General features: G+C 62.6%; 30 protein-coding genes. 18 read left to right on the top strand and 12 right to left on the bottom strand.

Annotation, left to right across the window (positions count from 1 at the left end; all coding sequences use genetic code 11):
- Window position 1: 1 nt before the first annotated feature.
- Genes NKI19_RS08995 through NKI19_RS08980 form a run of 4 tightly spaced genes read right to left on the bottom strand, consistent with a single transcriptional unit; the run spans window position 2 to window position 4561 of the window.
- Window positions 2–1105, bottom strand: coding sequence for a glycosyltransferase family 4 protein (locus tag NKI19_RS08995; protein ID WP_352564820.1), 1104 nt, complete (start codon window positions 1103–1105; stop codon window positions 2–4).
- Window positions 1090–2382, bottom strand: coding sequence for a TIGR04295 family B12-binding domain-containing radical SAM protein (locus NKI19_RS08990; RefSeq protein ID WP_352564818.1), 1293 nt, complete (start codon window positions 2380–2382; stop codon window positions 1090–1092). The genes NKI19_RS08995 and NKI19_RS08990 overlap by 16 nt, the downstream gene beginning before the upstream one ends.
- Window positions 2379–3458, bottom strand: a complete 1080-nt coding sequence (locus NKI19_RS08985; protein WP_352564816.1) for an NAD-dependent epimerase/dehydratase family protein — start codon at window positions 3456–3458, stop codon at window positions 2379–2381. The genes NKI19_RS08990 and NKI19_RS08985 overlap by 4 nt, the downstream gene beginning before the upstream one ends.
- On the bottom strand, window positions 3455–4561 hold the full coding sequence (locus NKI19_RS08980; protein WP_352564814.1) for an NAD-dependent epimerase/dehydratase family protein: 1107 nt from the start codon (window positions 4559–4561) through the stop codon (window positions 3455–3457). Before NKI19_RS08980 ends, NKI19_RS08985 begins: the two co-directional genes overlap by 4 nt.
- A gap of 227 nt (window positions 4562–4788) precedes the next feature.
- Between NKI19_RS08980 and NKI19_RS08975 the strand changes: the two genes are divergently transcribed.
- On the top strand, window positions 4789–5058 hold the full coding sequence (locus NKI19_RS08975) for a hypothetical protein (protein WP_352467978.1): 270 nt from the start codon (window positions 4789–4791) through the stop codon (window positions 5056–5058).
- A 24-nt stretch (window positions 5059–5082) separates the two neighbouring features.
- Here the strand turns inward: NKI19_RS08975 and NKI19_RS08970 are convergent, their stop codons facing one another.
- Window positions 5083–5679 (bottom strand): response regulator, encoded by a 597-nt coding sequence (locus tag NKI19_RS08970; protein WP_352488487.1) that lies wholly within the window; start codon window positions 5677–5679, stop codon window positions 5083–5085.
- A gap of 1 nt (window position 5680) precedes the next feature.
- Window positions 5681–5878, bottom strand: a complete 198-nt coding sequence (locus NKI19_RS08965; RefSeq protein WP_352488488.1) for a hypothetical protein — start codon at window positions 5876–5878, stop codon at window positions 5681–5683.
- 166 nt (window positions 5879–6044) lie between these two features.
- Here NKI19_RS08965 and NKI19_RS08960 point away from each other — a divergent pair, with 166 nt between their 5' ends.
- Window positions 6045–9149: a CheR family methyltransferase gene (locus tag NKI19_RS08960; RefSeq protein WP_352488490.1), complete on the top strand. Its 3105-nt coding sequence runs from the start codon at window positions 6045–6047 to the stop codon at window positions 9147–9149.
- Window positions 9150–9157: 8 nt separating this feature from the next.
- Window positions 9158–9505 (top strand): response regulator, encoded by a 348-nt coding sequence (locus tag NKI19_RS08955; protein WP_352488492.1) that lies wholly within the window; start codon window positions 9158–9160, stop codon window positions 9503–9505.
- Window positions 9506–9573: 68 nt separating this feature from the next.
- On the opposite strand, the gene NKI19_RS08950 is transcribed toward NKI19_RS08955, so the two are convergent.
- The gene (locus NKI19_RS08950; RefSeq protein WP_352564812.1) at window positions 9574–11874 is read right to left on the bottom strand and encodes an FdhF/YdeP family oxidoreductase; all 2301 of its coding nucleotides are present in this window, start codon (window positions 11872–11874) and stop codon (window positions 9574–9576) included.
- 145 nt (window positions 11875–12019) lie between these two features.
- Here NKI19_RS08950 and NKI19_RS08945 point away from each other — a divergent pair, with 145 nt between their 5' ends.
- The 5 genes from NKI19_RS08945 to NKI19_RS08925 all read left to right on the top strand — a co-directional run bounded on the left by NKI19_RS08945 (window position 12020) and on the right by NKI19_RS08925 (window position 13549).
- Window positions 12020–12238, top strand: coding sequence for a hypothetical protein (locus NKI19_RS08945; RefSeq protein ID WP_254818791.1), 219 nt, complete (start codon window positions 12020–12022; stop codon window positions 12236–12238).
- 27 nt (window positions 12239–12265) lie between these two features.
- Window positions 12266–12703 carry a GFA family protein gene (locus NKI19_RS08940; protein WP_352488494.1) on the top strand — a complete coding sequence of 146 codons (438 nt, stop codon included), beginning with the start codon at window positions 12266–12268 and terminating at the stop codon, window positions 12701–12703.
- A gap of 149 nt (window positions 12704–12852) precedes the next feature.
- Entirely contained in the window at window positions 12853–13011 is a 159-nt protein-coding gene (locus NKI19_RS08935; RefSeq protein ID WP_023716639.1) for a hypothetical protein, read from the top strand.
- A gap of 136 nt (window positions 13012–13147) precedes the next feature.
- Window positions 13148–13327, top strand: a complete 180-nt coding sequence (locus NKI19_RS08930) for a hypothetical protein (protein WP_031193315.1) — start codon at window positions 13148–13150, stop codon at window positions 13325–13327.
- A 3-nt stretch (window positions 13328–13330) separates the two neighbouring features.
- Entirely contained in the window at window positions 13331–13549 is a 219-nt protein-coding gene (locus NKI19_RS08925; protein WP_352488495.1) for a hypothetical protein, read from the top strand.
- A 43-nt stretch (window positions 13550–13592) separates the two neighbouring features.
- On the opposite strand, the gene NKI19_RS08920 is transcribed toward NKI19_RS08925, so the two are convergent.
- Window positions 13593–13868, bottom strand: coding sequence for a hypothetical protein (locus NKI19_RS08920; protein WP_352488497.1), 276 nt, complete (start codon window positions 13866–13868; stop codon window positions 13593–13595).
- Window positions 13869–14308: 440 nt separating this feature from the next.
- On the opposite strand from NKI19_RS08920, the gene NKI19_RS08915 reads away from it, so the two are divergent.
- The 10 genes from NKI19_RS08915 (at window position 14309) to NKI19_RS08870 (ending at window position 22141) form a co-directional block, all read left to right on the top strand.
- Window positions 14309–14500 carry a GntR family transcriptional regulator gene (locus NKI19_RS08915; protein WP_352564810.1) on the top strand — a complete coding sequence of 64 codons (192 nt, stop codon included), beginning with the start codon at window positions 14309–14311 and terminating at the stop codon, window positions 14498–14500.
- Window positions 14463–15026 (top strand): GntR family transcriptional regulator, encoded by a 564-nt coding sequence (locus tag NKI19_RS08910; protein WP_352564809.1) that lies wholly within the window; start codon window positions 14463–14465, stop codon window positions 15024–15026. Before NKI19_RS08915 ends, NKI19_RS08910 begins: the two co-directional genes overlap by 38 nt.
- Entirely contained in the window at window positions 15026–16120 is a 1095-nt protein-coding gene (locus NKI19_RS08905) for an LLM class flavin-dependent oxidoreductase (protein WP_352488585.1), read from the top strand. The genes NKI19_RS08910 and NKI19_RS08905 overlap by 1 nt, the downstream gene beginning before the upstream one ends.
- Window positions 16120–16665: a flavin reductase family protein gene (locus tag NKI19_RS08900; protein WP_352488500.1), complete on the top strand. Its 546-nt coding sequence runs from the start codon at window positions 16120–16122 to the stop codon at window positions 16663–16665. The genes NKI19_RS08905 and NKI19_RS08900 overlap by 1 nt, the downstream gene beginning before the upstream one ends.
- Before the next feature lie 89 nt (window positions 16666–16754).
- On the top strand, window positions 16755–17732 hold the full coding sequence (gene dctP, locus NKI19_RS08895; protein ID WP_352488501.1) for a TRAP transporter substrate-binding protein DctP: 978 nt from the start codon (window positions 16755–16757) through the stop codon (window positions 17730–17732).
- A gap of 77 nt (window positions 17733–17809) precedes the next feature.
- Window positions 17810–18322: a TRAP transporter small permease gene (locus NKI19_RS08890; protein WP_352488503.1), complete on the top strand. Its 513-nt coding sequence runs from the start codon at window positions 17810–17812 to the stop codon at window positions 18320–18322.
- A 3-nt stretch (window positions 18323–18325) separates the two neighbouring features.
- On the top strand, window positions 18326–19636 hold the full coding sequence (locus tag NKI19_RS08885) for a TRAP transporter large permease (RefSeq protein ID WP_352564808.1): 1311 nt from the start codon (window positions 18326–18328) through the stop codon (window positions 19634–19636).
- Window positions 19637–19656: 20 nt separating this feature from the next.
- Window positions 19657–20370 carry a hypothetical protein gene (locus NKI19_RS08880; RefSeq protein WP_352488505.1) on the top strand — a complete coding sequence of 238 codons (714 nt, stop codon included), beginning with the start codon at window positions 19657–19659 and terminating at the stop codon, window positions 20368–20370.
- 43 nt (window positions 20371–20413) lie between these two features.
- A complete protein-coding gene (locus tag NKI19_RS08875) occupies window positions 20414–21172 on the top strand; it encodes an HpcH/HpaI aldolase family protein (RefSeq protein ID WP_352488506.1) in 759 nt (252 codons plus the stop codon).
- Window positions 21173–21184: 12 nt separating this feature from the next.
- A complete protein-coding gene (locus tag NKI19_RS08870; protein WP_352488507.1) occupies window positions 21185–22141 on the top strand; it encodes a C-terminal binding protein in 957 nt (318 codons plus the stop codon).
- Window positions 22142–22459: 318 nt separating this feature from the next.
- Here the strand turns inward: NKI19_RS08870 and NKI19_RS08865 are convergent, their stop codons facing one another.
- Genes NKI19_RS08865 through NKI19_RS08850 form a run of 4 tightly spaced genes read right to left on the bottom strand, consistent with a single transcriptional unit; the run spans window position 22460 to window position 25461 of the window.
- A complete protein-coding gene (locus NKI19_RS08865) occupies window positions 22460–22939 on the bottom strand; it encodes a MaoC/PaaZ C-terminal domain-containing protein (RefSeq protein WP_352488508.1) in 480 nt (159 codons plus the stop codon).
- Window position 22940: 1 nt separating this feature from the next.
- Window positions 22941–24017 (bottom strand): Gfo/Idh/MocA family protein, encoded by a 1077-nt coding sequence (locus tag NKI19_RS08860; protein WP_352488510.1) that lies wholly within the window; start codon window positions 24015–24017, stop codon window positions 22941–22943.
- Window positions 24010–24339, bottom strand: a complete 330-nt coding sequence (locus NKI19_RS08855) for an L-rhamnose mutarotase (RefSeq protein WP_023676093.1) — start codon at window positions 24337–24339, stop codon at window positions 24010–24012. Before NKI19_RS08855 ends, NKI19_RS08860 begins: the two co-directional genes overlap by 8 nt.
- Window positions 24340–24348: 9 nt before the next feature.
- Window positions 24349–25461: a mandelate racemase/muconate lactonizing enzyme family protein gene (locus NKI19_RS08850; protein ID WP_352488511.1), complete on the bottom strand. Its 1113-nt coding sequence runs from the start codon at window positions 25459–25461 to the stop codon at window positions 24349–24351.
- Between the last annotated feature and the right edge of the window lie 2 nt (window positions 25462–25463).

Here is a 25463-nt window from a genome sequence, read left to right as displayed (position 1 = left end):
ATCAACTATCCGCCATGGTGGCCAGGGCCGCCTTGTCGTAGACGCCGCGCATGGCGGTCGCCTGTCTTGCCAATGAAAATCTGCGGCTTCGGCGGGCGGCTGCCTCACCGAGCTCTCGCCGGCGCTGCGCGTCGCTGCAAAGGCTATTGATGCATCTGGCGAGATCGCCCGGATCGCGTGCGTCGTAGAACCTGGCCGCGCCGTCCCACAATTCGCGATAGGTCGAGATATCGGCGAGCACCAAAGGCGTCTTCGACATCGCGGCCTCCAGGGTGGCCAGGCCGAACGGTTCGTAGAGCGACGGCGATACGAAAATGCCGGCCCGCGCCATCAGCAAGCGCACTTCCTCATGCGGTACCGGCCCGAGCGGAACGGCGTGACTGAAGCCAACATGCTGGCCGTCCGGGCCTTGCAAGGAGCCGGCGACGAAAACCGGCCATTGCGTCAGGGAGGCGGCCCGGTCCAGCACCGCCGCATTCTTTCCTTCGTCCCACCAGCGCGCAGCCGCGAAGACGACCGATTCCCGCTTTTCGCTCTTCGGGCCGGGCCGCGCGCCGTTGCCGACGACGCTCAGGCGTGCGATCGGCCCGTAGCAGGTTTCGAGCATGTCGGCATGGCTGCGGCTCGGTGCAACGACCATGCCTGCTTTGTCGAAACCGCGCCGGTTGCGGTCCTTCTGCCAGGCCCATTCGCCGTCCGCCGCCTGTCCCTTGACGGCGTGGAACCATGTCACCACGCAGGAATGCGACACCGCCACGACCGGGCAGGGCACGTCGAGCCCCGCGGCCTGCGTCGGCGCGTTGAGATGGACGATTTCGATGGCGTAGTCACGGATGAGCGGGTGCAGCTCCTGCTGCAATGCGTCGAGGTCGTGCTCGTTGCGGGTCATCCAGTCAGGCGGCGTGTTGAGCCAGGTCAGCGCCGCGAATGACTGGGCCTCCTCGGCCTGCTGCCTGGACGGTTCCGGACCAAGCCCGGCAAGCAGGACGCTGTCGCCGCCGGCGACCAGTTGCCTGGCCAGATCGAGCGCATAGCGCCAGACGCCGCCAACGGCATCGACAGTCATCAGGATACGCCGCGGTGGCGGGCTCAGTGTCCGCAACATGTGGCCTCCAATTCGGCCAGCGGACGCGGACGCTTCTCCTGGATGTCGCTGAATGTTCGGAAGGATGCGAGGTAATGTTCATGCGCGCGCTCCCAGGCGAGATCGTCGGGCTCGCCCCAAAGTTCGCGATAGCTGGGCGAACTCGGATAGGGATAAAGCGGCACCGGCTCGTTGGCCCAAACGCCGTTGTCGATCAGGTGCTTTCGCCAATAGTCGACCAGCGCGGGGTCGTCCTCGACCACGCCGATCAGATTGGCCTGCACGAACGGCACGTGGCGCCTTGCATCGACCAGCAACGCGGCCAGCTCCTCGGTTCCCAGCCGGCAGCGTTTTGCCAGCATGGCGCGGCCTTCCACTGTCAGGCTTTCGAGGCCCGCCTCGATCGAGACGCAACCGGCGGCGCCGAGCAGCTTCAGCAGTTCCGGTTTCCAGAGGTCGATACGCGTCTGCACGCCGAACTTCACATCGCGATCGACCAGCGCTTCCAGCAATGCCTTTTGCGGCAGGAAGATCTCGTCGATGAAGTAGATGTAGCCGACACCCTGGGCGATCAGCCGGTCGATCTCGGCGATCACCGCCTCGTGGTTCCTGCGGCGGTAGGCATCGCGGAAATCGATCTTGGCGCAGAAGCTGCAATTATAAGGGCAGCCGCGCGACGCTTCGACCTCGGCTCCGAAACCGACCTGGTCGTCGTCGAAGCGGTGATGATGATGCTGATGCGCGGCAATCCAGTCCGATGGCCATTCGAGCGCTGGGTGATCGATGAACGAGCTCGCATGGACGCCGCCGTTCGAGACCAGTTTTCCATCCTCGAAATGGGCCGTGGACGGCACCGCACTCCAGTCGTCGCGCCGGGCAAGTTCCGCGACCACTTCCTCGCATTCGCCGCGCACGACGATGTCGACGCCAAGCTTGCGCAAAGTCGGCGTCGGCGTCGCCGAACCATGCGGCCCGACGGCGACGGTGCGGCCGCCGCGCCCGGCAAGATGGTTGAGGAAATCGGCCGGCACGCGCAACTCGGGCGGTGCGCAGCGCCAGAACAGGTAGGTCGGCGCGGTGCTGACGACGGTCATGTCAGGCTCGAAGGCGGCGACGCGATCGGCTAGCGCGGCGTTGTCGAGCTTCTGGATCTGCCCGTCCAGCATCAGCGCCTTATGGCCGGCGGCTTCGAGCAAGGCTTTCGAATAGCCGAGTTCGAGCGGCAGATGCGGCTGGCGGCAGCCGAAATAGATGCTGTCCTGGTACGTCCAGGACGGATTGACCAGAGCGACCTTCATGCCACGTACCTCGCCGGTTCGGGATGCGGGTCGAGGCGATGACGCTGCAGCCAGTCGGCGAGGTCGCGAATGCCGTTTTGCCACGAGACGTGCGCTTTCCATCCCAGCGCCGCCTCGATCGCGCGTGTGTCGGCGACAAAGAACGGTTGATCGCCGGTGCGTTCGCGGTCGTAACGGATCGGAACGTCCCGTTTCGTTAGGTCGCGAATCTCCTTCAGCAGCATGCGCAGGCTGACGGCGTTTTCCGGTCCGCCGCCGAGATTGAATGCCTGGCCCTTGACCGCCTCGATCCGGTCGAGCACGGCGCGGTAGGCCGAGACCGCATCGGCAACGTGGAGGATGTCGCGCACCTGCTTGCCGTCGCCATAGATGGTGATCGGCCGGTCGGAAAAGGCGCTGAGCAGGAAATGCGCGACCCAGCCCTGATCCTCCGTCCCGAACTGGCGCGGGCCATAGATGCAGCTCATGCGCAGCACCGCCGTCGGCAGATCGTATGACTTGGCGTAGTCGAGGACATACTGGTCCGCCGCGCCCTTGGAGCAGCCATAGGGCGTGCAGAAATCGAGGCCGCGCGTCTCATCGATGCCGTGCGCGCGGATGGCCGCATCGCAAGGCGCGTATTTGCCGTCCTCTTCGCGCATGGCGAGGTCGGCGAGGCGGCCATAGACCTTGTTGGTGCTGGCGAAAACGACGGGGATGCGCTTGCCGCTGCGGCGAGCGGCTTCCAGGACGTTGAACGTCCCGCGCAGGTTGACGTCGAAATCCTCGTCCGGCCGAACCAGGCTCGTGGTGACGGCGGTCTGCGCGGCAAGGTGGAAAACCGCCTTCGAACCAGCCACCAGCGGCATCAGCGCCTCGGCGTCGCGGATGTCGGCTATTTCGACGGTGAGGCGGCTGCCGTGCTTTTGCGTCAGCCATTCGAGGTTCTGCTCGACGCCGGGACGGCTCAGATTGTCGATGACCAGCACCGGTTCGCCATCCGACAACAGGCTGTCGGCGAGGTTGGAGCCGATGAAGCCGCTGCCGCCGATAATGGCGACGGGCGCTTCGCGAAAATTGCGTGAATCCGGTCTCATGATACCAGTCCTCGCGCTTCGAGTTCCCGCTTCATCTCGGCGCTGCGATCGATGGCGACCGTGTTGCGCACCCATGCCACGAAATCGCCGAGCGAATGCTCCAGGCGGTACTGCGGCTGGAAGCCGAGCAGTTCGCGCGCCTTCGAGATGTCGGCAAAGCAATTGCGGATATCGCCGGAGCGTGCCTTGCCGAGGATTTCCGGCTGGCGGCCAGGTACGCCCATTGCTTCGGCGAGCAGCCGGGCGACGTCGCTGACCGCGTAGGCTCGCCCGCTGCCGATGTTGATGACATGGCTGCGCGCCTGGGGCTGTTCCAGCGCCAGCCTGAAGGCGCGGGCAACGTCGCGTACATGCACGAAATCGCGCTGCTGTTCGCCGTCCTCGAAAATCAGCGGCCGCTGGCCATTGGCGATGCGCGAGGCGAAGTTCGCCAGGACGCCGGTATACGGGTTCGAGAGCGCCTGTCCGGCGCCGAAGACATTGAACAGGCGCAGCGCCACCGCGTCGACGCCATAGGCTTCGCCGAAGATCAGTACGGCGCGTTCCTGGGCGTATTTTGTCAGTGCGTAGATCGAGGTGAGGTCGACCGGTTTCTGCTCGTCGGTGGGCAGCGGCGACAGGACTTCACCTTCCGGCGACAGGGGATTCCATTGGCCGCTGCGGATGTCGTCCGGCTGCCGTCTTGCATTGTCGATGCGCCGGCCGTCTGGCGTGGCATAGAGACCCTCGCCATAGACGCTCATCGAGGAAGCAACGACGATCCGTTCGATCGGCCGTTTGATCAGTGCCTCCAGCAACGTGGCGGTGCCGAGGTCGTTGGCGCCGACATAGCGGGCGATCTCGTACATCGACTGGCCGACACCCACTTCAGCCGCCAGGTGAATGATCGCGTCGACATCGTCGACCGCCTCTGCGATGGCGTCGCGATCGCGAACGTCGCCTTTGATTAGCTTGGCGCCTGGCGGCAGGCTGATTGCCTCGCCGCCATGCACCTGGTCCAGCAGCGCATCGAGAATTGAAACCTCATAACCGTGTTCAACGAGTTCCTGGGCGACGTGGCGGCCGATAAAACCGCAGCCTCCCGTGACCAGTATACGTTTCACGACAACTCCTCATACGAATGGCTTTGCCGCCCCAAACTTCCGGGCGAAAGGTTTGTTCCCTTGCTTCAACAAAGTTCAGGAGGCTCGCCGGGGTAGGTTCAACCACGCGCGGGAACATCGAAGGCTGCTTGGTGTTAGGAGCCATGTTCGACCAACCGCGCGCGCATGCCGGGCAGGCCGGCAACGCGGGGTCTCGCGGCTTGCGGTGGAATCGAAGGGAGATTGCGATGTCTGAATCGAAGACGACCACCGATCATGACGAAATCCGCCGTTGGGCCGAGGATCGCGACGGGCGGCCGGCGGTGGTGCGCACCAAGGGCGAGGGCGGCATACTGCGCATCGACTTCGGCGAGCCTGAAGAGACGTTCGAGCCCGTCGAGTGGGACGAATTCTTCAGGATATTCGATGAGAACGAACTGGCCTTCCTCTACCAGGATGAGACCAGCGGCGGAAAAACCAGCCGCTTCAACAAATTCGTCGAACGCAGCCGGAAGTAGGGTCGCGGCAAACAGCGGCCGCGGTCAGTGCAGCAGGCTTGGCCCGCGTGCCCTGACGATGTTTCGCATGATGCCGTTGAGCCAGTCCTCCGTGGAGGAGCCGGACCGTCTCTTGTCGATTTCGCCGATGGCCTGTTCAAGCGTTCGCTCGACCAGCCGGTCGGAGGCCTCCACATCTCCCAGCAGCAGGCGCGCCGCGAGCCTGAGCTTAGGCAGCAGCGAAAACACGTCGTCCGAGGGCTCCGACGCTCGGCCTCCTTTCGATGCCGACGTCTCGGCTGGGAAGAGAGCATCGAAGACAGCCTGGCCGTTCGAGGATTTTCGAAGGCTGCTGGCATACCGAAGGCGCTCGGGAATAACGATGTCTTCATCGCCGCTGAAAAACACGAACGGCACGCCACGGCGCATCAACTCGTCGGCGATCGGGAATACCCGTCGTCCGTTGAGATTGACGTCCAGGATGGCGGCCTCCGCCTCGTCCGTATGTTTCGATGCCTGTTCGACAGTCGCTACTGGGCCAAGCACCACGGCGCCCATCTTGCTGAAATAACGTGCAAGATCGCCCGCCAGCATCCATTCGTCCTCGACGATCAGGATATGCAAGCCTTGCAGGTCGCGCACCTCATTGTTCCTTCTTCCTGCGGGATTTACGGCTGTCGGCGCGGACTTCTGCAAAGTGGCGAGCCAGGACCTCTTGCAACCGTTCCGCGAGCGCGAGCAGGCGAGGCGGAATATTTTCAGATACCGGGAACTTGGTCAGATCCGGCGAGGGCAACAGAATTCGCTTGGCCGGCTTTATTTCAGGTGGTCGTTTTGCCATTGGAACCGCCTCCAAAGTCAGATGTTAATGCCCACCGGCGGTGCTTTGTTCCGTTGGTGGACTATTTGCTGGCCTGAGGCTCGGCCCGGTCTTAGTCTCAGGCGCGATTTGGGTCTGAGGCCTGATTTGACGGCTTCGTGTTCGCGGCGGTTACCAGGGGCTTGGCGTGGCATCCGAGAATGGAAGATTTCCCATAGTCGGCATCGGCGCATCGGCCGGCGGCATTCCGGCGATGGAGGGCCTGTTCAAAGGACTGACCGACGGCACCGGCATGGCGTTTGTCGTCGTCACGCACCTCAGCCCGGAACGGGAGAGCCTGCTGCACGAGGTCATCCGACGTTACACCGAAATGCCGGTCGTCGTGGCCGAGGAGGGCGTGACGGTGCAACCGGACCAGGTCTATGTGATGCCGCAAAACGTCGTCCTCACCATCCGTAAGGGCGCGCTTTCGCTGCGCCGGCCGAACACGCTCAACCGCGAGCGCAAGCCGATCGACATCTTCTTCAGCGCATTGGCCGAGGACCAGGGCGAGTATGCGGTCGGCATTATCTTGTCGGGTGGCGATTCGGACGGCACGCTCGGCGCCAGGGCAATCAAGGAGCATGGCGGGCTGACCATAGCCCAGGCGTCCAACGGGTACGGCCCCCGCAACCCGGACATGCCGCAGAGTGCGATTTCGAGCGGCCTGATCGACATAGCGGCGCCCGCCGATCAGATCGGTGCAAAGCTTCAGGCATTTGCCCGCGGCTTCGAGGCGCTGAGCGGACTGGCCGAAGCGGACGACGAGCACAAGGCCGACCTGGATCGGGCCCGCGATGAAATCTATGCCATTTTGCGCAGCCATTCCGGTCACGACTTTTCCGGCTACAAGACCAAGACGTTCCTGCGTCGCGTGAAGCGGCGCATGCAGATCACGCAGCTGCAGTCGATCACCACCTACATAGAACGGCTGAAGAGGGATCCCGACGAGGTGGCGAAGCTGTTTCGCGACCTGCTCATCAACGTCACCAGCTTTTTTCGCGACGCCGAAGCGTTCAAATTGCTGGAGGAAAAGATCATACCGCAGATTTTCGAAGGCAAGAACGCCTCCGATTCGGTGCGTGTCTGGGTGCCCGGCTGCGCCACGGGCGAAGAGGTGTTCTCGATCGGCATGCTGATGCGCGAGCGCATGGACAAGCTTTCGGCTTCGCCGCGCGTCCAGATATTCGCGACCGACATCGACGAGCCGGCGCTCGCGGTGGCACGTGCGGCGCGTTATCCCGAAGCGCTGCTGCACGGGCTATCGCCACGGCGCAGGCAACGCTTTTTCCACAGCGACGGCGAGAGCTATGTACTGGGTCCAGAGGTGCGCGAGCTGTGCATTTTTTCACCCCACAGCGTTATACGCGATCCTCCCTTCTCGCGCATCGACATGATTTCGTGCCGCAACCTGCTGATCTATTTCGGCCTGCACATCCAGAACCGGGTCATCCCGATCTTCCATTACGCGCTGAGGCCGGGCGGTTATCTGTTCCTGGGCACGTCGGAAAGCATCGGTCAGCACGGTGACCTGTTTGCCACGGTCGACAAGAAGCACCGGATATTCCAGGCGCGGGAACATGCCACGCCGCGGCCGCCGGTCCTTGTCGGCAATGGCCGCACGGATCTCCGTCCGGTCGGACGCGGCGGCTCGAAGAACGACGCCGCCAGCCATTCGCTCCGCCAGGCGATCGAGGCTCAGGTGCTGGAGCGGTTTGCCCCGCCTCACGTGCTGGTCAATGGCGATGGCGACATCGTCTACTATTCGGCGCGGACGGGCAAATATCTGGAGGCGCCGCAAGGCGCCCCGAGCCGGCAGCTGGTGACCCTGGCCCGCCGCGGGCTGAGACTTGAGCTGCGCGCCGCGTTGCGGGAAGCAGCCACGACGCGCCGCACGGTCGTGCGGGAGAACATAGCCGTCGAGGAAGACGACGGACAGCTTCAGTTCATTACACTGACGGTCGAACCGTACACCGGGCACGGCAACGGCGAGCCCCTCTACCTCGTCCTGTTCAATCCGGTGGGACAGGCCCAGCTACGCTCCGAGCCGGCACGCGAAAGCCGCGGCACCGACGGCGCGTCCGATCTCGAACGGGAGTTGCGTGACACACGCGAGCGGCTGCAGTCGACCATCGAGGAATACGAAACCGCGCTGGAGGAGGTAAAGTCTTCGAACGAGGAACTCGTCTCCGTCAATGAAGAGGCGCAGTCGACCAATGAGGAGCTTGAGGCCTCGAAGGAGGAGATGCAGTCACTCAATGAAGAGCTCAACACCATCAACGCGGAGCTGACCGGCAAGATAGAGGAGCTCGACCGCGCCAACAGCGATCTCAGAAACCTGTTCGAAAGCACGGAAATCGCGACCATCTTCCTCGACCGCAACCTTGTGGTGCGGACCTTCACTCCCGCCGCATCATCTTTCTTCAACTTGCGTCCATCCGATGTCGGCCGGCCGCTGACCGATCTTTCGAGCCAGCTCGACTACCCCGAGCTGAAGCGGCACATCCAGGCTGTGTTCGAGACCGGAGAGACCCTGAACCATCATCTTGCGCGCGATGACAACGGCCGGTTTCACCTGGTTCGCATCAACCCCTATCGGGACAAGAGCGGCGGCGTCCAGGGCGTCGTCGTGACGCTGATCGACGTGACGACGCTGGCGCAGGCGGAAGAGCGTCAACAGGTGCTCATCTCGGAGCTGAACCATCGCGTCAAGAACATGCTGGCGGTCGTCGCCAGCATCACCAACCGGACACGCGAAAACTCGGCGTCGAAAGACGAGTTCGCCGACGCCTTGATCGGCCGGCTGCAGGCGATGTCACGAGCCTACAGTCTGCTCTCGCGAGAAAGCTGGACCGAAGCTTCCGTCGAGGAACTGCTGCGCCAGGAACTCGATCCTTTCGGGGCCGAACGGTTCGAACTCCATGGCAAACGGGTGAGCCTCAAGCCGGTACAAGGGCTTTCCTTCGGCATGGCAATCCATGAACTGGCGACGAATGCCGCCAAATATGGCGCACTGTCGAAACCTGCCGGCCGGATAGTCGTGAAATGGTCGGTGGCGGACGGAACCTTCAGGCTCACTTGGCGCGAGAAGGGCGGTCCCCGCATCAAGGAGCCAACCGACATCGGCTTCGGCCTAACCCTCCTGCGCGGAGAAATCGGCTACAGGCTGGGCGGAAAGGTTGAAACAACTTTCCACTCAAATGGTTTGGAGGCGGAAATTGCATTCCCTCTGACCCGCGAGGGCTCGTCGTGACCGGAAAGATGCGTGTGCTGATCGTCGAGGACGAATGGCTGATCGCCGACGACGCGGCCGCTTACCTGCGCAAAGCCGGCCATCAGGTGGTTGGGCCTGTTTCGTCGGTGACGGCAGCACTCCGGCTCGTTGGCGAAGGCGGCATCGACGCGGCGCTGCTGGATATCCAGTTGAACGACGAGACCAGCTATCCGATCGCGGAAGCGTTACGGACGCGCGGTGTTCCGTTCGCCTTCCTCTCCGGGTATGGCGAACGTGAAATTCCGGCCGGGTTCCGCACATGCAGGATCGTGCAGAAGCCGGCGAGCCAGAGTGCGATCCTGAATGCCGTGGATGAACTCGCGCGAGCCTGCTGAGGTCTCGATTTTGAAAGTCGTGCCAGGTCACAGCGGTGTGGTGCGTGCCTGCCGCGAACAACGAACGCCTATGGCAAGATCCGCACCGGTACCGATTTGACCGCCGGAACATGAGCCTTCTCGGCTCTGTGCCACAAAGGAACCAGCGGGTTGAGCTCGGGATAATAACCGGCGCAATTTCCCTCCGGCACCGAGAAAGGGGTGATGCGCAGCCCGTGCACGCGGCGCTCCACGCCATCATGCGCATTGGCTTCGAGATCGACCTCCTGTCCCGCGCTCAAACCGAGGCGCTGGATATCCTTTTCATTCATCAACAGCACCATGCGTGTGCCGCTGATGCCGCGCAGCCGGTCGTTGTAGCCGTAGACGGTCGTGTTGAACTGGTCGTTGGAGCGCACCGTGATCAGCGTCAGCACATCGCGGCCGGCGACATCGATGTCAGGGTCGGTTTCAAGGCCACTTGGCAGCTTGAAATTGGCCTTCTTGTTCGGCGTCTCCCACACCCGCTTGCTCGCCTTGATGTCGCGATGGAAGCCGCCGGGCGTCAGGAAACGCTCGTTGAAGTCGCGGAAATGTTGGGGGTAGCAGCGCTCGATTTCGTCGCGGATGCGGGAATAGTCCGCAATCCATTCATCCCATGGGATCGAACTCCTGCCCGGCACCGTCGCCTTGGCAAGCTCGGCGACGATCCTGGGCTCGGAAAGCAGATGTGGCGAAGCCGGAGGTCGCGAGCCGAAAGAGCCGTGGATACAGGCGGTGGAATCCTCGACCGACACTCTTTGGTCGCCGCTCGCCTGATGGTCTCTTTCCAGCCGTGACAGGCAGGGCAGCAAATAGGTTGTCCGGCCGGCGATCAGGTGGCTGCGGTTGAGTTTGGTCGCGATCTCGACATGCAGGTCGAGCCCACGCCAGGCTTTCTCGACCAGGCCGGTTTCCGGAACGGCCCGCACGAAATTGCCGCCGAGCCCGACGAAGCCCTTGACCGATCCGTCGATGACGCCTTCGCAGGTCTCGACCGTATCGAGACCTTTTTCGCGCGGCGGCTCAAAGGCGTAGAATTCGGCGAACTTGTCGAGCGGGACGAGCTCGGGCTTTTCCGATATGCCGACGGTGCGCTGCCCCTGGACATTGGAATGACCGCGCAGCGGCGAAATGCCGGCGCCCGGTTTTCCCATATTGCCGCGCATCATCAAAAGGTTGCACAGCATCTGGACGTTCTCGGTGCCGTGCCGATGCTGGGTCAGGCCCATGCCGTAATTGCCGATCACGGCGTTGGCATGGCTGTAGACCTCGGCGACATGCTCCAGATCGGTCTGCGCAATGCCCGATCGCGCGACGATATCGCTCCACTGCGTGTTGCGCAGGAAGGCTTCGAACTCGGCGAAGCCGTGCGTATGCTCGGCGATGAAAGCCGTATCGAGGACACGCGTCCTGCCGCTTTCGCGAGCGGCATCGTCGAGCGCCAGCAACGCTTTGGCGATGCCCGTCATCGCGGCGATGTCGCCGCCGGAACGAACCTGGAAGTAGTCGCTGGACATTTTGGTGCCCGGTCCGGGTGACAGCATGTCGATGGGGTTTTGCGGGTTCTTGAAGCGCTTCAGTCCCCGCTCGGGCAAGGGATTGAAAGTGAAGACGGGCACGTTGCGTTGGCGTGCCTCCTGCAGCGGATGCAGCAGGCGCGGCGCCGTCACCCCGGTATTGTGCCCGAAGAAGAACATCATGTCGCATTTCGCAAAGTCTTCGAGCTGCACGGTTCCAACCGGCGAACCGATCGATTCCGGCAAGCCGACCGACGTCGATTCATGACACATGTTGGACGAATCGGGCAGGTTCGAAGACCCATAGATCCGCGCAAAAAGCTGGTACATGAACGAGGCCTCGAGCGAGGCGCGGCCGGATGTGTAGAACACCACCGATTTGGGGTCGAGCCGACGCAGTTCGGCAGCTATGTCGCGGAACGCATCGTCCCAGGAAACCGGCTCGTAACGGTCGGTGGCGGCGTTGTAGCGCATGGGTGCGGTAAGCCTGCCCTGCTTCTCCAGATCGTGGTCCGGCCAATCGAGCAGTTCCGCCACCGAGTGCTCGGCGAAGAATGCGGGTTCGCAGCGCATCTTGGTCTGGTCCCACATCGTCGCCTTGGCGCCGTTTTCACAGAATTCGAAAGGCCTCGGCTGGGCTGGCTTTGCCCATGAGCAAGACACGCACATATAGCCGTCGGCCTTGTTCTGCTTGAGCAGCGTGCTCCATATCCCGGACAATAGCAGGCCTTCGCCTCGCGCCTTGCGGACCAGGGATTTGAGCGATCCCCAGCCGCCTGTCGGGTGGTCGTATTTCTTGGTTTCGATGCGATCGGTTACGGCGGGTCTCATGCAAGCCACTCCCTGTAGAAGAGCACTCATACGAACCCGCGGTGAGGCTGAATGTTCCCGGCCGGCTCCGTCCCGTCACGCCGTCCGTCTTACCGGAACCATTTCTGCCATCGTTTGTTCGGCTCGGAGAAAGGAGCCGTGCGAAATGGAGCGACGTAACGCGTTAATTGCAATGGTGATTTCGGCCATCATCATCGTCGGCTTTCTCATAGGCTTTTTGTACGGCGATATGGGCTGGCAAACCTCGCCGCTCAAAAGAGCCCCTGAGCAGAACCAGGGTGGCAATGCTCCAGCCGACACCTCGCCTGCCGCCGGCATCAAGAAGAACCCCAAGGAAAATACCGAAATGCCGGGCCAGCAATGAAGGCCGGTCCAGCAATGAAGTTAGCCAATGCTACGAACTGAGACGGGTTCCTGTTTTTGCGGCGCCATAACGGCGCAGATGGGCGGCGAGCCGTTCTGGGTTTGCTCCGATCATGATGACGACTGTCGCAAGGCGATAGGAAGCCCGCTAACGGTGTGGGTCGGCTATCGGCCCTCTGAATTCACCTTGCTCACCGGCACACCGAAGACCTTTTCGAAAACCCCCGGCGTGCTCCGGTCCTTCTGCGCGGATTGCGGAACATCGATCGGCTATGTCGACCAGGGCCTGCCCGACGAACTCTATCTGGCGATCGGCTTTCTCGATCACCCCGAACGGTTTCCGCCACAGGCCCACGCATATTGGAACATGAGGCTTCCCTGGGTCGAGTTTCCAGACGAGCTGCCGCGGGTCAGGACGTATTCGAGGCAGCGCGACCCGGCGTTCGGAAATCCGGCAGACCGCTAGCTTTCGATCCCCTCGCTGGTTGGAAAACGTGCCATTCGGGCTTGCGTACGAAAACGACGATTGGCGCGCGGCCGAAAACGCGCAATTATCGGCCGATGGGCCGCCGTTTGGATGACAAGCTCGATTGCAAGGCGTGCGGGACGATCCTGATGGAGATTCCCGACAACCCGAAGGATTCGACGCCGATCTATTGCAGCAATTGCGGCGCCTATCTCGGCGAATGGGGCGATCTGCAGGAGGATTTCTTCAGGCAGGCTTTCGGCGCCCAGGCCTTCGATCTGAACAACGGAAACATCATCAAGAAATAGTCCTGGATTGTGCCGGCCTCCCGCCGGCCAAGCCACGGCCTGTGGACCCGACTCGTTGCGGCAACCGCCCTTCGTATCGGACCCTCGGGAACCTTTCTCCCGAGCCGCTTGTTTGGGTTGCGGAAGGAGACACGCCATGAGCACAAAACCTCCCCCTGTGCCGCCGAAGAATCTGAGCCCGAAGGGCGCCGGCGACAAAAAATCGGTAGCGGCCGACCAGGCACCGCAATCCACCGTTCCGGATCCCGACAAGCAGGGCCAGCAAGGCAATACGAAGGTAAACACCACCCATCAAGGCAACGTCCAAGATCGCTAGGCCATGTCCACGTCGAAGAAAACTCCTGCCAGCATCCGCCAGGGCGGTCCTGGCGCCGCGCACGAAAACGCCAAGAAGCCGCTGAGCGTCGAAAAGCCGCCCGCCGCGCCCGACCGTCGCAGCCACAGCAAGGTCTCCGGCGGCGGCGGCGAACGCGACAGCCACCATACCCACGACCCCGAAAAGAAAGGCGACACCCGGCCCGCGCATCAGGACAAGTGAAGTCGGGCAGCGAGGCGGAGATCGGTAGAGTTCGAGCGAAATGTCAGCGGGGACGTCGCGCCAAGGCAATCGGCACGACATTGTCGACATTCACTACAGGGACCACTGGCAAGTCGAACAGCATCGCAAGCCCCCGCGTCGCGGCCATTTCCACGATCAGTTCCTCGATGGATTGATCGGTCAGGCGGGTCTCGATGCTCCGCCGGATCATCGCTGCAAGCTTATGGACTGGCACCGGCACCGACTTCGCCCGATCGTCGAGCAGCTTGCTGATCTCTATCACGACGTCAGCGTCGATATTCCTGGGCAAGTCTCGCATAAGCGCCTCCTCGCCAAACGAAAAGCCCGCCGCACCTTTCGATACGGCGGGCGATCCAGTAATGCGCACCGGCGAGGGGATCGGGTGGGCGTGCCGGCGCGCGCAGATCGCAAGTATTTTTAGTTAAATCCGCCAGCTTCGATGTGTCACGGGAAAACGTCTGTACGTTTTTAACCGAACCGCGCCGATCGTCAGCTGTCCCCGCCGTCGCACGGCGTGGCAGCACCGATGGCGCGCTCCGTACCGTCCCGACAGCGAACCCAAAACAGTATACACTATAAACTTAAAACATCTTGCCAGGCGATCCTGCCTGTGCTCCACTTCGCATTGAAACTTGGCCTGCAGGTCGAATTCTATCGACATGTGGCTGCATTTCAACGGATCACTGCGAGAAGACCAGCCTCAAACGATATACGAAATCTTCGCATGGGAAGGCGTGGATGACGGAAACGATAGAGCTCAAACGGGTTGGCGACGGCAATCTGCGTGCCCAGGTCTATCAACAAATCCGGCTGACCATACAGCATGGCGAATTGGCGCCTGGCCAGAAGCTCGTCGATGTCGACATTGCCGCCCAGCTCGGGCATTTCCAGAATGCCTGTCCGCGACGCCTTGATGCAGTTGGTGCATGAGGGCTATCTCGTCGGCACCACACGCGGCTTCACACTGCCCACGCTTACCGCGACGGATGTCGCCGACATCTTTGAGGTCCGCCGCTTGCTCGAGCCGCGTGCCGCCGCACACGCTGCGCGGACACTTGACGCCGCTGGCCTCAAGACGCTGGCAGCCGCGCTTCGGGAGGCCGAGGCTGCGGCCGCCGCCGGCGATGCCGACCGCTTTTTCCAGGCCAATTCGGCATTCAGGAATTGTTGGCTCGGTGCCGTCGAGAACGCGCGCCTTTCACAAACGATTGCCCGCTTCGCCGACCACGTGCTCGTCGTCCGTTTAAGGACGCTGTCGCACCAGCCGACACAGGCCGTCGTCGTGGCCGGCATGCGCGCCATCTACGAGGCATTCGTCAAGCGCGACGCCGTCGCCGCCTACGACCGCATGACGCACTTCATTCAGAACGCCGAGGAGCGTTTCATGAAGCTGAGCCCACCGGCTCAACATTCCAGCGGTGAAGGTGAGAGCATGTCGCAGCGGGGGAAATCATGATCAGGAAGCAGCACCCGCTGAAAGGGCCGAACCGGTTCAAGCTTGGCGTCTTTTCGATGAACGCCGATGGCGGCTTGGCAATGACCACCGTTCCCGAGCGCTGGCGTGCCCGCTGGGAAGACAACCTCAACTCCGCCTGCATCGCCGATCGCGCCGGCCTCGAGTTTCTGCTGCCGATCGCCCGTTGGCGCGGCTTCGGCGGTTTGACGCATGTGCGGGAATGGTCGTTCGAGACTTTCACCTGGGCGGCGGGCCTTGCCGTCGCCACGGAAAACATCGGCCTGTTCATGACGGTGCATGTGCCGCTGGTTCATCCGCTGCAGGCTGCAAAAGCGCTGGCGACGGTTGACCACATCTCCAACGGGCGTGCCGGCTTGAACATCGTCTGCGGCTGGAACCCGGACGAGTTCGCCATGTTCGGGCAGACGGTCGGCGAGCGGACCTACGATCAGGCCGAGGAATGGATAAACATCATCGTGCGCGCCTATCAATCTAGGGAGCCGTTCGACTTCAGCGGCGAGTTCTATGATCTGAAGGGGGTCGTCAGCCGGCCGCCAAGCCTGCAGGCGCCGCGACCGGTGACCATGAACGCCGCCTTCGGCGCGCCGGGGCGCAACTATGCGGCGCGCCACTGCGACTATCTGTTTTCGACTTTTTCCGAAATCGCCGACGGCCGTGCGCATGTGGTCGACATCACCAACCGAGCGGCCGAAGTCGGACGCGAAGTCGGCGTCTATACGGTCTGTCACGTCGTCTGCCGGGAGACCCAGCAGGAAGCCGAGGATTATTACCGGCACTACGCGCTGGAATGCGCGGACGAGGGCGCCGTCGACGAGCATATGCGCAAGAAGAAGGAATTCGCGAACTCGCATGATGCGAAGGCCTTCACCGAATATCGGCAAAGGTTCGCCGGCGGTGCTGGAACCTTCCCGCTCATCGGCACGCCGGAAAAGATCGTCGACGACCTCACCAAGATCATGGACCAGGGTTATTCCGGCGCCGCCCTCACATTCGTCAACTACACCTACGAACTGCCCTTCTTCTGCGACCGCGTGCTGCCGCTGATGCGCCAGGCCGGGCTTCGGGTAAATTGATGCCGGCGGGCGCCATTCCGAAGCCGTGGGTGGATGGGCACGACGCCATCAATCCGCGCGCCTTCAAGCAGGCGATGCGGGCCGTGGCTGGCTCCGTCGCCATCCTCGCCTCGGAGCATGACGAGATCGGCTTTTGCGGTATCACGGCGACGGCCCTCTGCTCGTTCAGTGCCGAGCCGCCGTCCCTGCTGGCCTGCGTCAACCGCAGCAGCACCTTTGCCTCGGCCATTCGCGAAGGCTTGCCTTTTTCGGTCAATCTGCCCGCCGGCGACCAGGAGAACGTTGTGCGCGCCTTTGGCGGCATGACCAAAGCCAGGGGCGCCGCGCGCTTCTCGGCCGGATCATGGGTACGCGGCGAAACCGGCGCGCCTCTGCTTGTCGGCGCGCGGGCGATGTTCGAATGCCGGGTCGCCGAAATCATTGTGCGGGCGTCGCACATGATCGTCATTGGCATCGTCTCAGGCGTTGCGCTGGACCGCGCCCACCGATCGCCGGTCTTCTACGCGCATGGGCGGTTCCTGACAGTAGGAGATGATGTCAACTAACCGCCGTTCGTGTGGCGGCGCAGCGTGCAATGTCAGATCGGCCCGATGATGGGCCCCGGCGAAGTGAATCTATCAGAGGGAGTACGGCAATGCGCATTTGGAAATCCCTTGTTCTGGCGGCACTCATGTCGGGTGTAGCGGGTATCGCCACGGCCGAAGAGGTCGTCCTCAATGCCGTGCATTTTACGCCGACGCAGAACGGCTACGCCCAGAGCTTCCTGAGGTTCGTTCAGAAGGTGAACGAAAAGGGCAAGGGCGTGGTCCAGATCAACGTGCGTGGCGGGCCGGAGGTCATTCCACCGATCCAGCAGGGCGCGGCGCTCAGGAGCGGCCTGATCGATGTGATCGACACACCGGCAGGGCAGTTCCTCGAGCTCGTGCCCGAAGGCGAGGTTTTCTCCGCATCGACGAAGACGCCGTGGGAGGTTCGCGAGAATGGCGGCTGGGACTTCATCAGCGGGATTTTCGAGAAGAAGGCCAATGCCCATCTGCTGGCGCATGTCGACGCGGGCTCGGGCTTCAACGTCTTCACCATCGATGAACCCAAGCTCAACAGCGAAGGCAGCATCGACTGGAGCAGCCTGAAGATACGTTCGTCGCCGCTCTATCGCGATTTCCTCGAATCCCTGGGTGCGACGGTCATCGTGCAAGCGCCGGGAGACGTCTACACTTCGCTCGAGCGCGGCGTCGTCAATGCCAACGCCTATACCGTATTCGGTTATGCGTCCTTCGGCTGGGACAAATTCACCAAATACCGTGTCGATCCGCAATTCTTCAAAACCGACGTGCTGATCTCGATCAACAAGGCCAAATGGGATACGCTGTCGCCCGAGGCGCAGAAGCTGCTTGCCGACACGGCCGTCGAATACGAGCGCGCGAGCTATGACGCCAACCTTGCCGAGTCCGAAAAGCAGGCACAGGCGATGATCGCCGGCGGGCAGAAGGTGATCAGCTTGACCGGCGCCGGCCGCGACAAATTCCTGGCGGCTGCCACGCAGGCGAGCTGGGCGAGAATGGCCAAACGTGATCCCACCAACATCGATCAGTTGAAGAAATTCTTCCAGTAGCCCGAGCCGAGGGTGCCTTGTGTGCCTCCATCAAAGCTGGGCCAAGGGGACGAAGGTGGACATGAGGGTCGTCGGGCATGGATAGATTGTTTGCAGCGATTGGGAGGCTGAGCCTGGCGTTGGCGGCGGCGGCAAAAGTGGTGCTTGGCCTCATCATCGTCGCGGTGGTTGCTGATGTATGCGTCCGCAATCTGGGCCTGAGGCCGCTTGCCTGGGCGGTGTCGGCGACGGAATACGGCCTGCTCTACGCGGCATTCCTGCCGATGCCCTGGCTGGTCCACAGCAAGGGCCATGTCTTCGTCGAGTTCCTGCGCAAGGCGCTGCCGGTGCGGGCACGGTCGGTGCTTGAAAAGCTGGTCTACCTCGCCTGCATCGGCGTCAGCCTCTACCTTGGCAGCGTCGCTCTGTCTTCCCTGACAAGTGCCGTTGCGGGCGGCGAATATGAAACGCGCAGTTTCGATATGCCGAAATGGCTGGTGTTTCTGCCCATCATGCTCGCCTTCTACCTCTCGGCGCTGGAATGGCTCAGATATCTGCTCGGCCGTGACACGCTGTACACGCTCGATCCGCTGGAAATGGAAGGGCTCTGACCGGTGGCCTGGCTGTTTCCATTCGCCGTGCTCGTTGGCACCATCCTGGTGTTGATGGGGCTTGGGCTGCCGGTCGCCTTCGCGTTCTTCGTCACCAACGTGATCGGGCTGTACCTGTTCTTCGGCGGTTCGATCGGCGTGACGCAGATGGTCGCCAACTTCTCCGACGCCGTCTCGACCTATGCGCTTGCTCCGCTGCCGATGTTTCTTGTCATGGGCAGCCTGTTCTTCCGCTCCGGCCTGGGCGAGAAGGTCATCTGCGCGCTCGACCTGTGCGTCGGCAATCTGCGCGGACGTCTTGCCTATGTCGTCCTCGTCGCCGGCACGATCTTTTCCGCGCTGTCGGGGTCGAGCCTCGCCAATACCGGCATGATGGGCTCGCTGATGGTGCCGGAGATGCTGAAGCGAGGCTACAAGCCGCACATGGCCTACGGCCCGGTGCTTGGCGCCGGAAGCCTTGCCGTCATCATCCCGCCATCCTCGCTGGCCGTCTTGCTCGGCTCGCTGGCCCAGATCGACGTCGGCGCGCTGCTCATTGCCGGGGCTCTGCCCGGACTGCTGCTCGTTGTCATGTACGCGGCGCTGATCTTCGCACAGACGAAGATCGATCCGGACGCCGCTCCGCACTATCCGGTGCCCGCCGTCCCTTCGGCCGAGAAGGTGAGGGCGGTCGCCGTCAACATCATTCCGATGAGCGTCATCGTGTTCATAGTGGTCGGCACGATCATCCTTGGCATAGCGACGCCGACGGAATCGGCGGGGCTTGGCTGTACCGCCGTCTTCGCCTTGTTGTTTGTCTACCGGCGGTTCAGCTGGTCGGTTGTCTGGAAGTCGCTGGACGATGCGATGAAGGTCACCGGCATGACCTTCCTGATCATCTCGGCTTCGACGACGTTCTCGCAGATATTCGCCTTCTCCGGCGCCTCCAACGGCTTTATCCAGTTCATCGTGGGCTACGATCTTGGACCGTATCCCATGCTGCTCATGATGGTGCTCGTCATCCTGCTGCTCGGCATGTTCATGGATCAGGTCTCGATGATGCTGATCACGCTGCCGATCTTCCTGCCGATCGCCCAGCAATTCGGCTACGAGCCGGTATGGTTCGGGCTGATCCTGCTGCTCGCCTACGAGGTCGGCTTCACCACGCCGCCGTTTGGTCTGCTGCTGTTCATCATGATCGGTGTCGCGCCGAAAGGCACATCGCTCAAGACCGTTGCCATGTCAGCGGCGCCTTACATCGCACTGACGCTTCTGCTGATCCTGCTGATTGTCCTCTTTCCGCAGATCGCTCTCTTTCTTCCGAATTTGATCTAGTCGAACCAGCAGGTGTCCACATGCGCTTTGCCTATCTTGCTTTCTTCCATGATGACCGCGAGGCGAATTTGGCCATCGCCGGTGAAGACGTTGACGCTGTGCGGCGTGTGATTGCATCGACGCCGGGCCTTGCGCTTGCAAACATCTATCTGCCCGAAGTGGCGACGGACATGTTCAACGACGATGGCCCACCGCCGGTCTTTGGCTTCCAGCTCTATTTCGACGAATTGGCGGACATGGAGGCGGCGCTGGCGCCGTCCGGCCATCTGCAGGCGCTTGCCGGACCGGGTATGCTGTCGAGCATCGCCGCTTCGAGGCCGACGCAACAGGCAATGTGCGTGCGTCCGTTTCCCGTCGATGACGCTGGCGTCAAGACGTCCGGGCTGCCCTGCAGCTATCTTGTCCACTATCCCGGGCCTGCCGAAGACATGAATGTCTGGCTCTACCACTATGTGACGCATCATCCGCAATTGATGCGGGGCTTCCCCGGCATTCGCCACATCGAGGTTCTGTCGCGACTGGATTGGTGCGGATCGCTGCCCTGGCCGCGGATCGACCATATGCAGCGCAATCGTGTCATGTTCGACAGTCCCGCGGCATTGACGCACGCGCTGCAATCGCCGGCGAGGCTGGAGATGCGCGCCGACTACAAGACATTCCCGCCGTTTTCAGGCGGCAGCCGGCATTTCCCGATGTCGACGGAAGCCGTGCATCCTTCGTCAAGGGCCACATAGCGCAAACAGGTTTTGCCGACGCCGAAAAATTTCTGGAGATTTCATGTACGACTTTCGCAAGAAATGTGTCTCTCTCGATCGCCTCATCGGCACCTTCTGCGCCATCCCGCACCCTGTGGCCGTCGAAGTGGCGGCCGCGAGCGGGGTCGATTTCCTGTGCATCGACTGGGAGCATTCGCAGATCGGCCGCGAACGGCTCGAGGATCTGGTCCGCGCCGCCGATGTCCACAAGGTTCCCGCGATGGTGCGCGTTCCCGGCCACACGCCGGAGTGGATGGCGGCCGCGCTCGACGCGGGCGCGTCGGGCGTCCTGGTACCGCGCGTCTCGACGGCCGAGCAGGCCCGCATGGCGGTCACGGCCTGCCGTTACCCGCCGGTCGGCGCACGCGGTGTCGGCCCAGGCCGCGCCGCCGGTTATGGCTACAAGATTCCGGACTACCTCAAATCGGCCAACGAGGTCCTGACGGTCGCCATCCAGGTCGAGACGGCCGAGGGCCTCGCCAATATCGACGACATCGTCCAGGTCGACGGCGTCGACGTGATCTTCATTGGCCCCGGCGACCTCTCGGTCTCGATCGACGCCTTGGGGCCGGCCGGCCAGGACAAGCTCAATGCCGCTATCGTCAGGATCGCGGCCGCAGCGCGCGCGACCGGCAAGGCCGTCGGCATCTTTCGCCCTTCGGCGGATGATGTCGGCAAATGGTCGCGGCACGGCATCAGTTTCTACATGCTGGCCAGCGACACGATGTTTCTCGGCGCCGGCCTTGCCGCCGGTGTCGTCTCGGCGCGCAGCGCCTCATAGCAAGAGTTTGCCATGAAGATCATCAAGACCGACGGCGTATTGTCAGTCGAGGAAGAGCAGCTGCGCTACCTCGACGGCTTGAGCGCCGAGTTTGTCGAAAAGACGCTGCTCACAGAAGATGCCTTGATCGAACACTGCCGCGACGCCGACGCATTGATGGTATTGCGAGAGCCGATCACGGCTCGCGTTTTGGCCGAACTGAAGAGGCTCAAGGTCATCGGGCGGTTCGGCGTAGGGCTCGACTCGATCGACGTCGAGGCCGCCAGCCGTGCCGGTGTTCAGGTAACCTACGTGCCGGATGCCAATCTGGTTGAAGTCAGCACCCACGCCATGGCCCTGATCCTGGCCTTGACGCGCAGGCTGAAGCAGTTCGACAGCGCGGTGCGCGCCGGCCGCTGGGCTGCAATGACCGACGGCGCCGGCATCATGCGGCCCGACAGGCAGATCCTCGGCCTGATCGGCTTCGGCCAAATCGGGCGGCTGACTGCCGAGCGGGCGCGGGTCTTCGGCTATCATGTCATCGCCTACGACCCGCATATGCCGGCCGAGCGCATTACGGCCGGCGGTGCCGAACCGGTCGGCTTCGACGAGCTGCTGGCCAGGGCCGACATCGTCTCGCTGCACGCTCCCGCGACACCGGAAACCAGAAACATCATGTCGGCACAAGCCCTGTCGCGGATGAAGGAAGGGGCGATACTCATCAACGTGTCGCGCGGCGGCCTGGTCGACGAGGTCGCCTTGGCGGATTTGATCCGGCGCGGCCATCTGGCAGGCGCCGGCATCGACACGTTCGAGCGGGAGCCGCCTTCGCCCGACAATCCGCTGCTGGCGCTGGATACCGTCCTGGTCAGTCCACACGCGGCGCACTACTCGACCCAGTCTTACGCCGAGGTTCGCAACAAGGTGTTTGCCGATGTCGCATCGGTCCTGCGCGGCGGCAAGCCGGCATATCCGGCCAACCGGATATGACCAATTCCCGAGTCGGCGCCGCCCCTCATCCGCCTGCCGGCACCTTCTCCCCGTATAGTGACGGGGAGAAGGGGCTGGTCGCAACCTTGGCGCGTTTTCTGCAACGTTGGAGACTAGCGAAATCCCTTGCGAAGGCGCCCTTCTCCCCGTCACTATACGGGGAGAAGTGCCCGGCAGGGCGATGAGGGGCAGCGCAACCCGTCGCGATTTGTCCAGATTGCCACATTTTGTTCTTGCTTTGTGCCGGCAGCTATGCTACTAATTTGGGTATGGTACTGATTCGCACCGAGGACCCGCCGCAAGGCGGTTTTTTTGTCTTTAGGTTTCAGCGCCACCCGTCGAGGCCCTGCTCGGCTTGTCGCGACGCTCGACGATGTAGATGTGGTCGGCGACCAGCACCACGTCGCCATGCTGGTTGATCACCTCGCAGCGCTCGACGACCCGGCCTGAATCAGGTCGCTTCGGGTCGTCTTCCTTGGCCGAGATGGTGGTGCGGGTCCTGATCGTATCGCCGATGAACACCGGCTTGATGAAGCGCAGCCGGTCGTAGCCATAGGAGAAGGCAACCGGGTTGACGACGCTTGCCGTCAGCCCGACGCCGACCGAAAAGACCAGCGTGCCGTGGGCAATGCGCTGGCCGAACGGCGTCGTCTTCATGAACTCGGCGTCCATGTGGTGGGGAAAGAAATCGCCGGTATGGCCGGCATGGACGACGAAGTCGGTCTCGGTGATGGTGCGCCCGCTGGTCATGCGCGACGAGCCGATCCGGTAGTCCTCGAAATAAACAGTCTGCTCCATGTCAGGGCCTCGCCGCGATCGGTGTTGCCGGCGCCGCGCTCGATTGATAGGCGGCTTCGACCAGCGCCATGGTGTTCCAGCCGTCCTCGACGGAACTGACAAGCTCGGCGTCCTCGCCTGACGCGTAGCGCTGGACATTGGCCATGCGGCCGGCAAAGGCGTCCGGAAACCATGCGCCGACGAGCGGAACCGCAATCCAGTCCGTGCCGCCTTTGGGGTAGATTTCGAGAATGTCCGGCTCGCCGCGCGGATAGTCGAGGTTGACGCCCAGTTTGAGGTAGGCGGCGCCTTCGGTGCCGCAGATGCGGAATTCGCAGGCCTGGTGTTTTCGACCGAACTTGTGATCGTGGTTGATCGACAGCGCACAGCGCACCGTGTCGCCATAGTCGAGGATCGCGCTGGTGCGCGTTTGCGCAACCTTATGGCCGGGGTGGCCGAGCGTCTTGGCGTGAACCCCCTTGGGGTCGCCGAGCAATTGCCGGATCAGGTCGAGATAATGGATCGAATGCATGGCGATCTCGACGCGCGCCGCCTGCAACAGGAATTCCCAGAGCTGCCAGGGTGTCGCCAGCGCCAGCCATGCGTCGAAATCGACCACGTCGCCCAGCCAGCCCTTGGCGATCGCATCCCTGAGCGCCAGCATCATCGGTGCGAAGCGCAGCTGGAAATTCACCGCCGCCTTGAGGTCTTTGGAGCGGCAGATTTCGAGGATCTCGGTCGCCTCGGTGAGATTGCTGCCCATTGGCTTCTGGATCAGCGCCACCGCACCATCGGGCAGCGCCCTGAGCACGCCGGCATGATAGGCCGGCGGCGTCGCCAGATCGAAGATGGCGTCCTTGATTGCAGCGGCTTCCCCGACCGACCGGTAAGCGGTGACGCCCCATTTCTGCGCCAGTTTTTCCGCCTTGGCCAGGTCGGGGTCGAAAAGCCCGGCAACCGGGAAACCGGCTTTCCCATAGGCCGGGAAATGCGCATCGCCGACGATCGAGCCGGCGCCGAATATCACGATCGGCCTGGGCTTTGATGGCTGTGCCCAGGCCTGGGAAAGCGAGGCAGCATCGAAAATGTCATCAGTCATAATGGAAGACTTCGTCCATCGACGCCCACCACTCGCCCTCCTTGCGGGTCGGCAGCGGCTCTTGGCACGGCATGCACAGCGCCCACCATTCCTGCGTCGTGGGATCGGCGGCCATCTTGGCCATGTCGGCGGCATAGTCGGTGCCGTGGTACTCGAAGGTGCTGAACAAAAGGTGCTCCGGCTCCCTCAGATAAATCGAATAATTCTTGATGTTGCAGGCGGAAATCATCTTGAGGACGTCTGGCCAGACGGCGGCGTGAAGCCGCACATACTCGGCGACTTTCTCCGGCTTGAGGCCGAGCACCATTCCCATTCGCTGCATGTCCGCCTCCTATTTCACTATCGTCGTGGTGAATTCCGCGATGCTCTTCGCCTTGATCGCATCCCAGTCCCAGTCGATGCCGATGCCGGGCTCGTCCGGCGCCAATGCGTGCCCGTCCTCGATACGCATTTTCTTGCCGGTCAGCTCGTCGAGCTGGGGAATATACTCGACATATCTGCCGTTCTGAACGGCGCATGTCAGGCTGACATGCAGTTCCATCAGGAAATGCGGGCAGACCGGTATGTCGAACGCCTCGGCTGCATGCGCCACCTTCAGCCACGGCGTGATGCCGCCGATGCGACCGACATCGACCTGCACGATCGAGCATGCGCCCTTTTGCATATATTCGCGGAAATGCCGGATCGAATAGAGCGACTCGCCGACGGCGACCGGCGTCGATGTGGCACTCGACAGCCGCACATGGCCGTCAATGTCGTCGGCCGGCAGCGGCTCCTCTATCCAGGCGAGGTCGAGTTCACGCAGGCGCTCGGCCCGGCGGATTGCCTCGTCGACCGTAAAGCCCTGGTTGCAGTCGGTCATGATCTCGTAGGCGTCTCCAACCGCCCGGCGCACCGCCGTCAGCCGGGCAAGATCTTCGGAACCGTGCGGCTTGCCGATCTTGACCTTCGAGCCGCGAAAACCCTTGGCCTTGGCGGCCAGCGCGTCCTCGACCAGCGCGTCGGTCTCGATATGCAGCCAGCCGCCTTCGGTCGTATAAAGCTGGCAGCGGTCCTTGGCGCCACCGGCCAGTTTCCACAGCGGCAGGCCCTGCTTCTTCGCCCGCAGGTCCCAAAGGGCAGTGTCGATGGCCGCGAGCGCGATTGCCGTGATCGCGCCGATCGTCGTGGCGTGGGTGGCGAATTCCAGCTCGTGCCAGATCGCCTCGATCATGTCGGCGTCGCGGCCGATCAGCCGCGGCGAAAGGTGGTCGGCAAGGAGCCGCATCACCGAGGAGCCGCCGGTGCCGATCGTATAGCTGTAGCCGGTGCCGACCGCGCCGTCGGCGTCGGTGATGGTGACGATCGGTGTTTCCTGGCTGACAAAACTCTGGATGGCATCGCTGCGCTTGACCTTCGGCACCAGGTCGACCATCCGCAGTTCGACCTTCTCGATCTTTGCCATGT

Source organism: Mesorhizobium sp. M0751 (assembly GCF_040320265.1).
Taxonomy (GTDB): Bacteria; Pseudomonadota; Alphaproteobacteria; order Rhizobiales; family Rhizobiaceae; genus Mesorhizobium.
This window is presented reverse-complemented; position numbering and strand designations above follow the sequence as displayed.

Excerpts from the sequence above, each read along its gene's own strand:
- NKI19_RS08995 (WP_352564820.1), bottom strand. The coding sequence starts at position 1,105 with ATGTTGCGGACACTGAGCCCGCCACCGCGGCGTATCCTGATGACTGTC.
- NKI19_RS08990 (WP_352564818.1), bottom strand. The coding sequence starts at position 2,382 with ATGAAGGTCGCTCTGGTCAATCCGTCCTGGACGTACCAGGACAGCATC.
- NKI19_RS08985 (WP_352564816.1), bottom strand. The coding sequence starts at position 3,458 with ATGAGACCGGATTCACGCAATTTTCGCGAAGCGCCCGTCGCCATTATC.
- NKI19_RS08975 (WP_352467978.1), top strand. The coding sequence starts at position 4,789 with ATGTCTGAATCGAAGACGACCACCGATCATGACGAAATCCGCCGTTGG.
- NKI19_RS08965 (WP_352488488.1), bottom strand. The coding sequence starts at position 5,878 with ATGGCAAAACGACCACCTGAAATAAAGCCGGCCAAGCGAATTCTGTTG.
- NKI19_RS08955 (WP_352488492.1), top strand. The coding sequence starts at position 9,158 with ATGCGTGTGCTGATCGTCGAGGACGAATGGCTGATCGCCGACGACGCG.
- NKI19_RS08950 (WP_352564812.1), bottom strand. The coding sequence starts at position 11,874 with ATGAGACCCGCCGTAACCGATCGCATCGAAACCAAGAAATACGACCAC.
- NKI19_RS08945 (WP_254818791.1), top strand. The coding sequence starts at position 12,020 with ATGGAGCGACGTAACGCGTTAATTGCAATGGTGATTTCGGCCATCATC.
- NKI19_RS08940 (WP_352488494.1), top strand. The coding sequence starts at position 12,266 with ATGCTACGAACTGAGACGGGTTCCTGTTTTTGCGGCGCCATAACGGCG.
- NKI19_RS08935 (WP_023716639.1), top strand. The coding sequence starts at position 12,853 with ATGGAGATTCCCGACAACCCGAAGGATTCGACGCCGATCTATTGCAGC.
- NKI19_RS08930 (WP_031193315.1), top strand. The coding sequence starts at position 13,148 with ATGAGCACAAAACCTCCCCCTGTGCCGCCGAAGAATCTGAGCCCGAAG.
- NKI19_RS08925 (WP_352488495.1), top strand. The coding sequence starts at position 13,331 with ATGTCCACGTCGAAGAAAACTCCTGCCAGCATCCGCCAGGGCGGTCCT.
- NKI19_RS08920 (WP_352488497.1), bottom strand. The coding sequence starts at position 13,868 with ATGCGAGACTTGCCCAGGAATATCGACGCTGACGTCGTGATAGAGATC.
- NKI19_RS08915 (WP_352564810.1), top strand. The coding sequence starts at position 14,309 with ATGACGGAAACGATAGAGCTCAAACGGGTTGGCGACGGCAATCTGCGT.
- NKI19_RS08910 (WP_352564809.1), top strand. The coding sequence starts at position 14,463 with ATGCCTGTCCGCGACGCCTTGATGCAGTTGGTGCATGAGGGCTATCTC.
- NKI19_RS08900 (WP_352488500.1), top strand. The coding sequence starts at position 16,120 with ATGCCGGCGGGCGCCATTCCGAAGCCGTGGGTGGATGGGCACGACGCC.
- dctP (WP_352488501.1), top strand. The coding sequence starts at position 16,755 with ATGCGCATTTGGAAATCCCTTGTTCTGGCGGCACTCATGTCGGGTGTA.
- NKI19_RS08890 (WP_352488503.1), top strand. The coding sequence starts at position 17,810 with ATGGATAGATTGTTTGCAGCGATTGGGAGGCTGAGCCTGGCGTTGGCG.
- NKI19_RS08880 (WP_352488505.1), top strand. The coding sequence starts at position 19,657 with ATGCGCTTTGCCTATCTTGCTTTCTTCCATGATGACCGCGAGGCGAAT.
- NKI19_RS08875 (WP_352488506.1), top strand. The coding sequence starts at position 20,414 with ATGTACGACTTTCGCAAGAAATGTGTCTCTCTCGATCGCCTCATCGGC.
- NKI19_RS08870 (WP_352488507.1), top strand. The coding sequence starts at position 21,185 with ATGAAGATCATCAAGACCGACGGCGTATTGTCAGTCGAGGAAGAGCAG.
- NKI19_RS08865 (WP_352488508.1), bottom strand. The coding sequence starts at position 22,939 with ATGGAGCAGACTGTTTATTTCGAGGACTACCGGATCGGCTCGTCGCGC.
- NKI19_RS08860 (WP_352488510.1), bottom strand. The coding sequence starts at position 24,017 with ATGACTGATGACATTTTCGATGCTGCCTCGCTTTCCCAGGCCTGGGCA.
- NKI19_RS08855 (WP_023676093.1), bottom strand. The coding sequence starts at position 24,339 with ATGCAGCGAATGGGAATGGTGCTCGGCCTCAAGCCGGAGAAAGTCGCC.
- NKI19_RS08850 (WP_352488511.1), bottom strand. The coding sequence starts at position 25,461 with ATGGCAAAGATCGAGAAGGTCGAACTGCGGATGGTCGACCTGGTGCCG.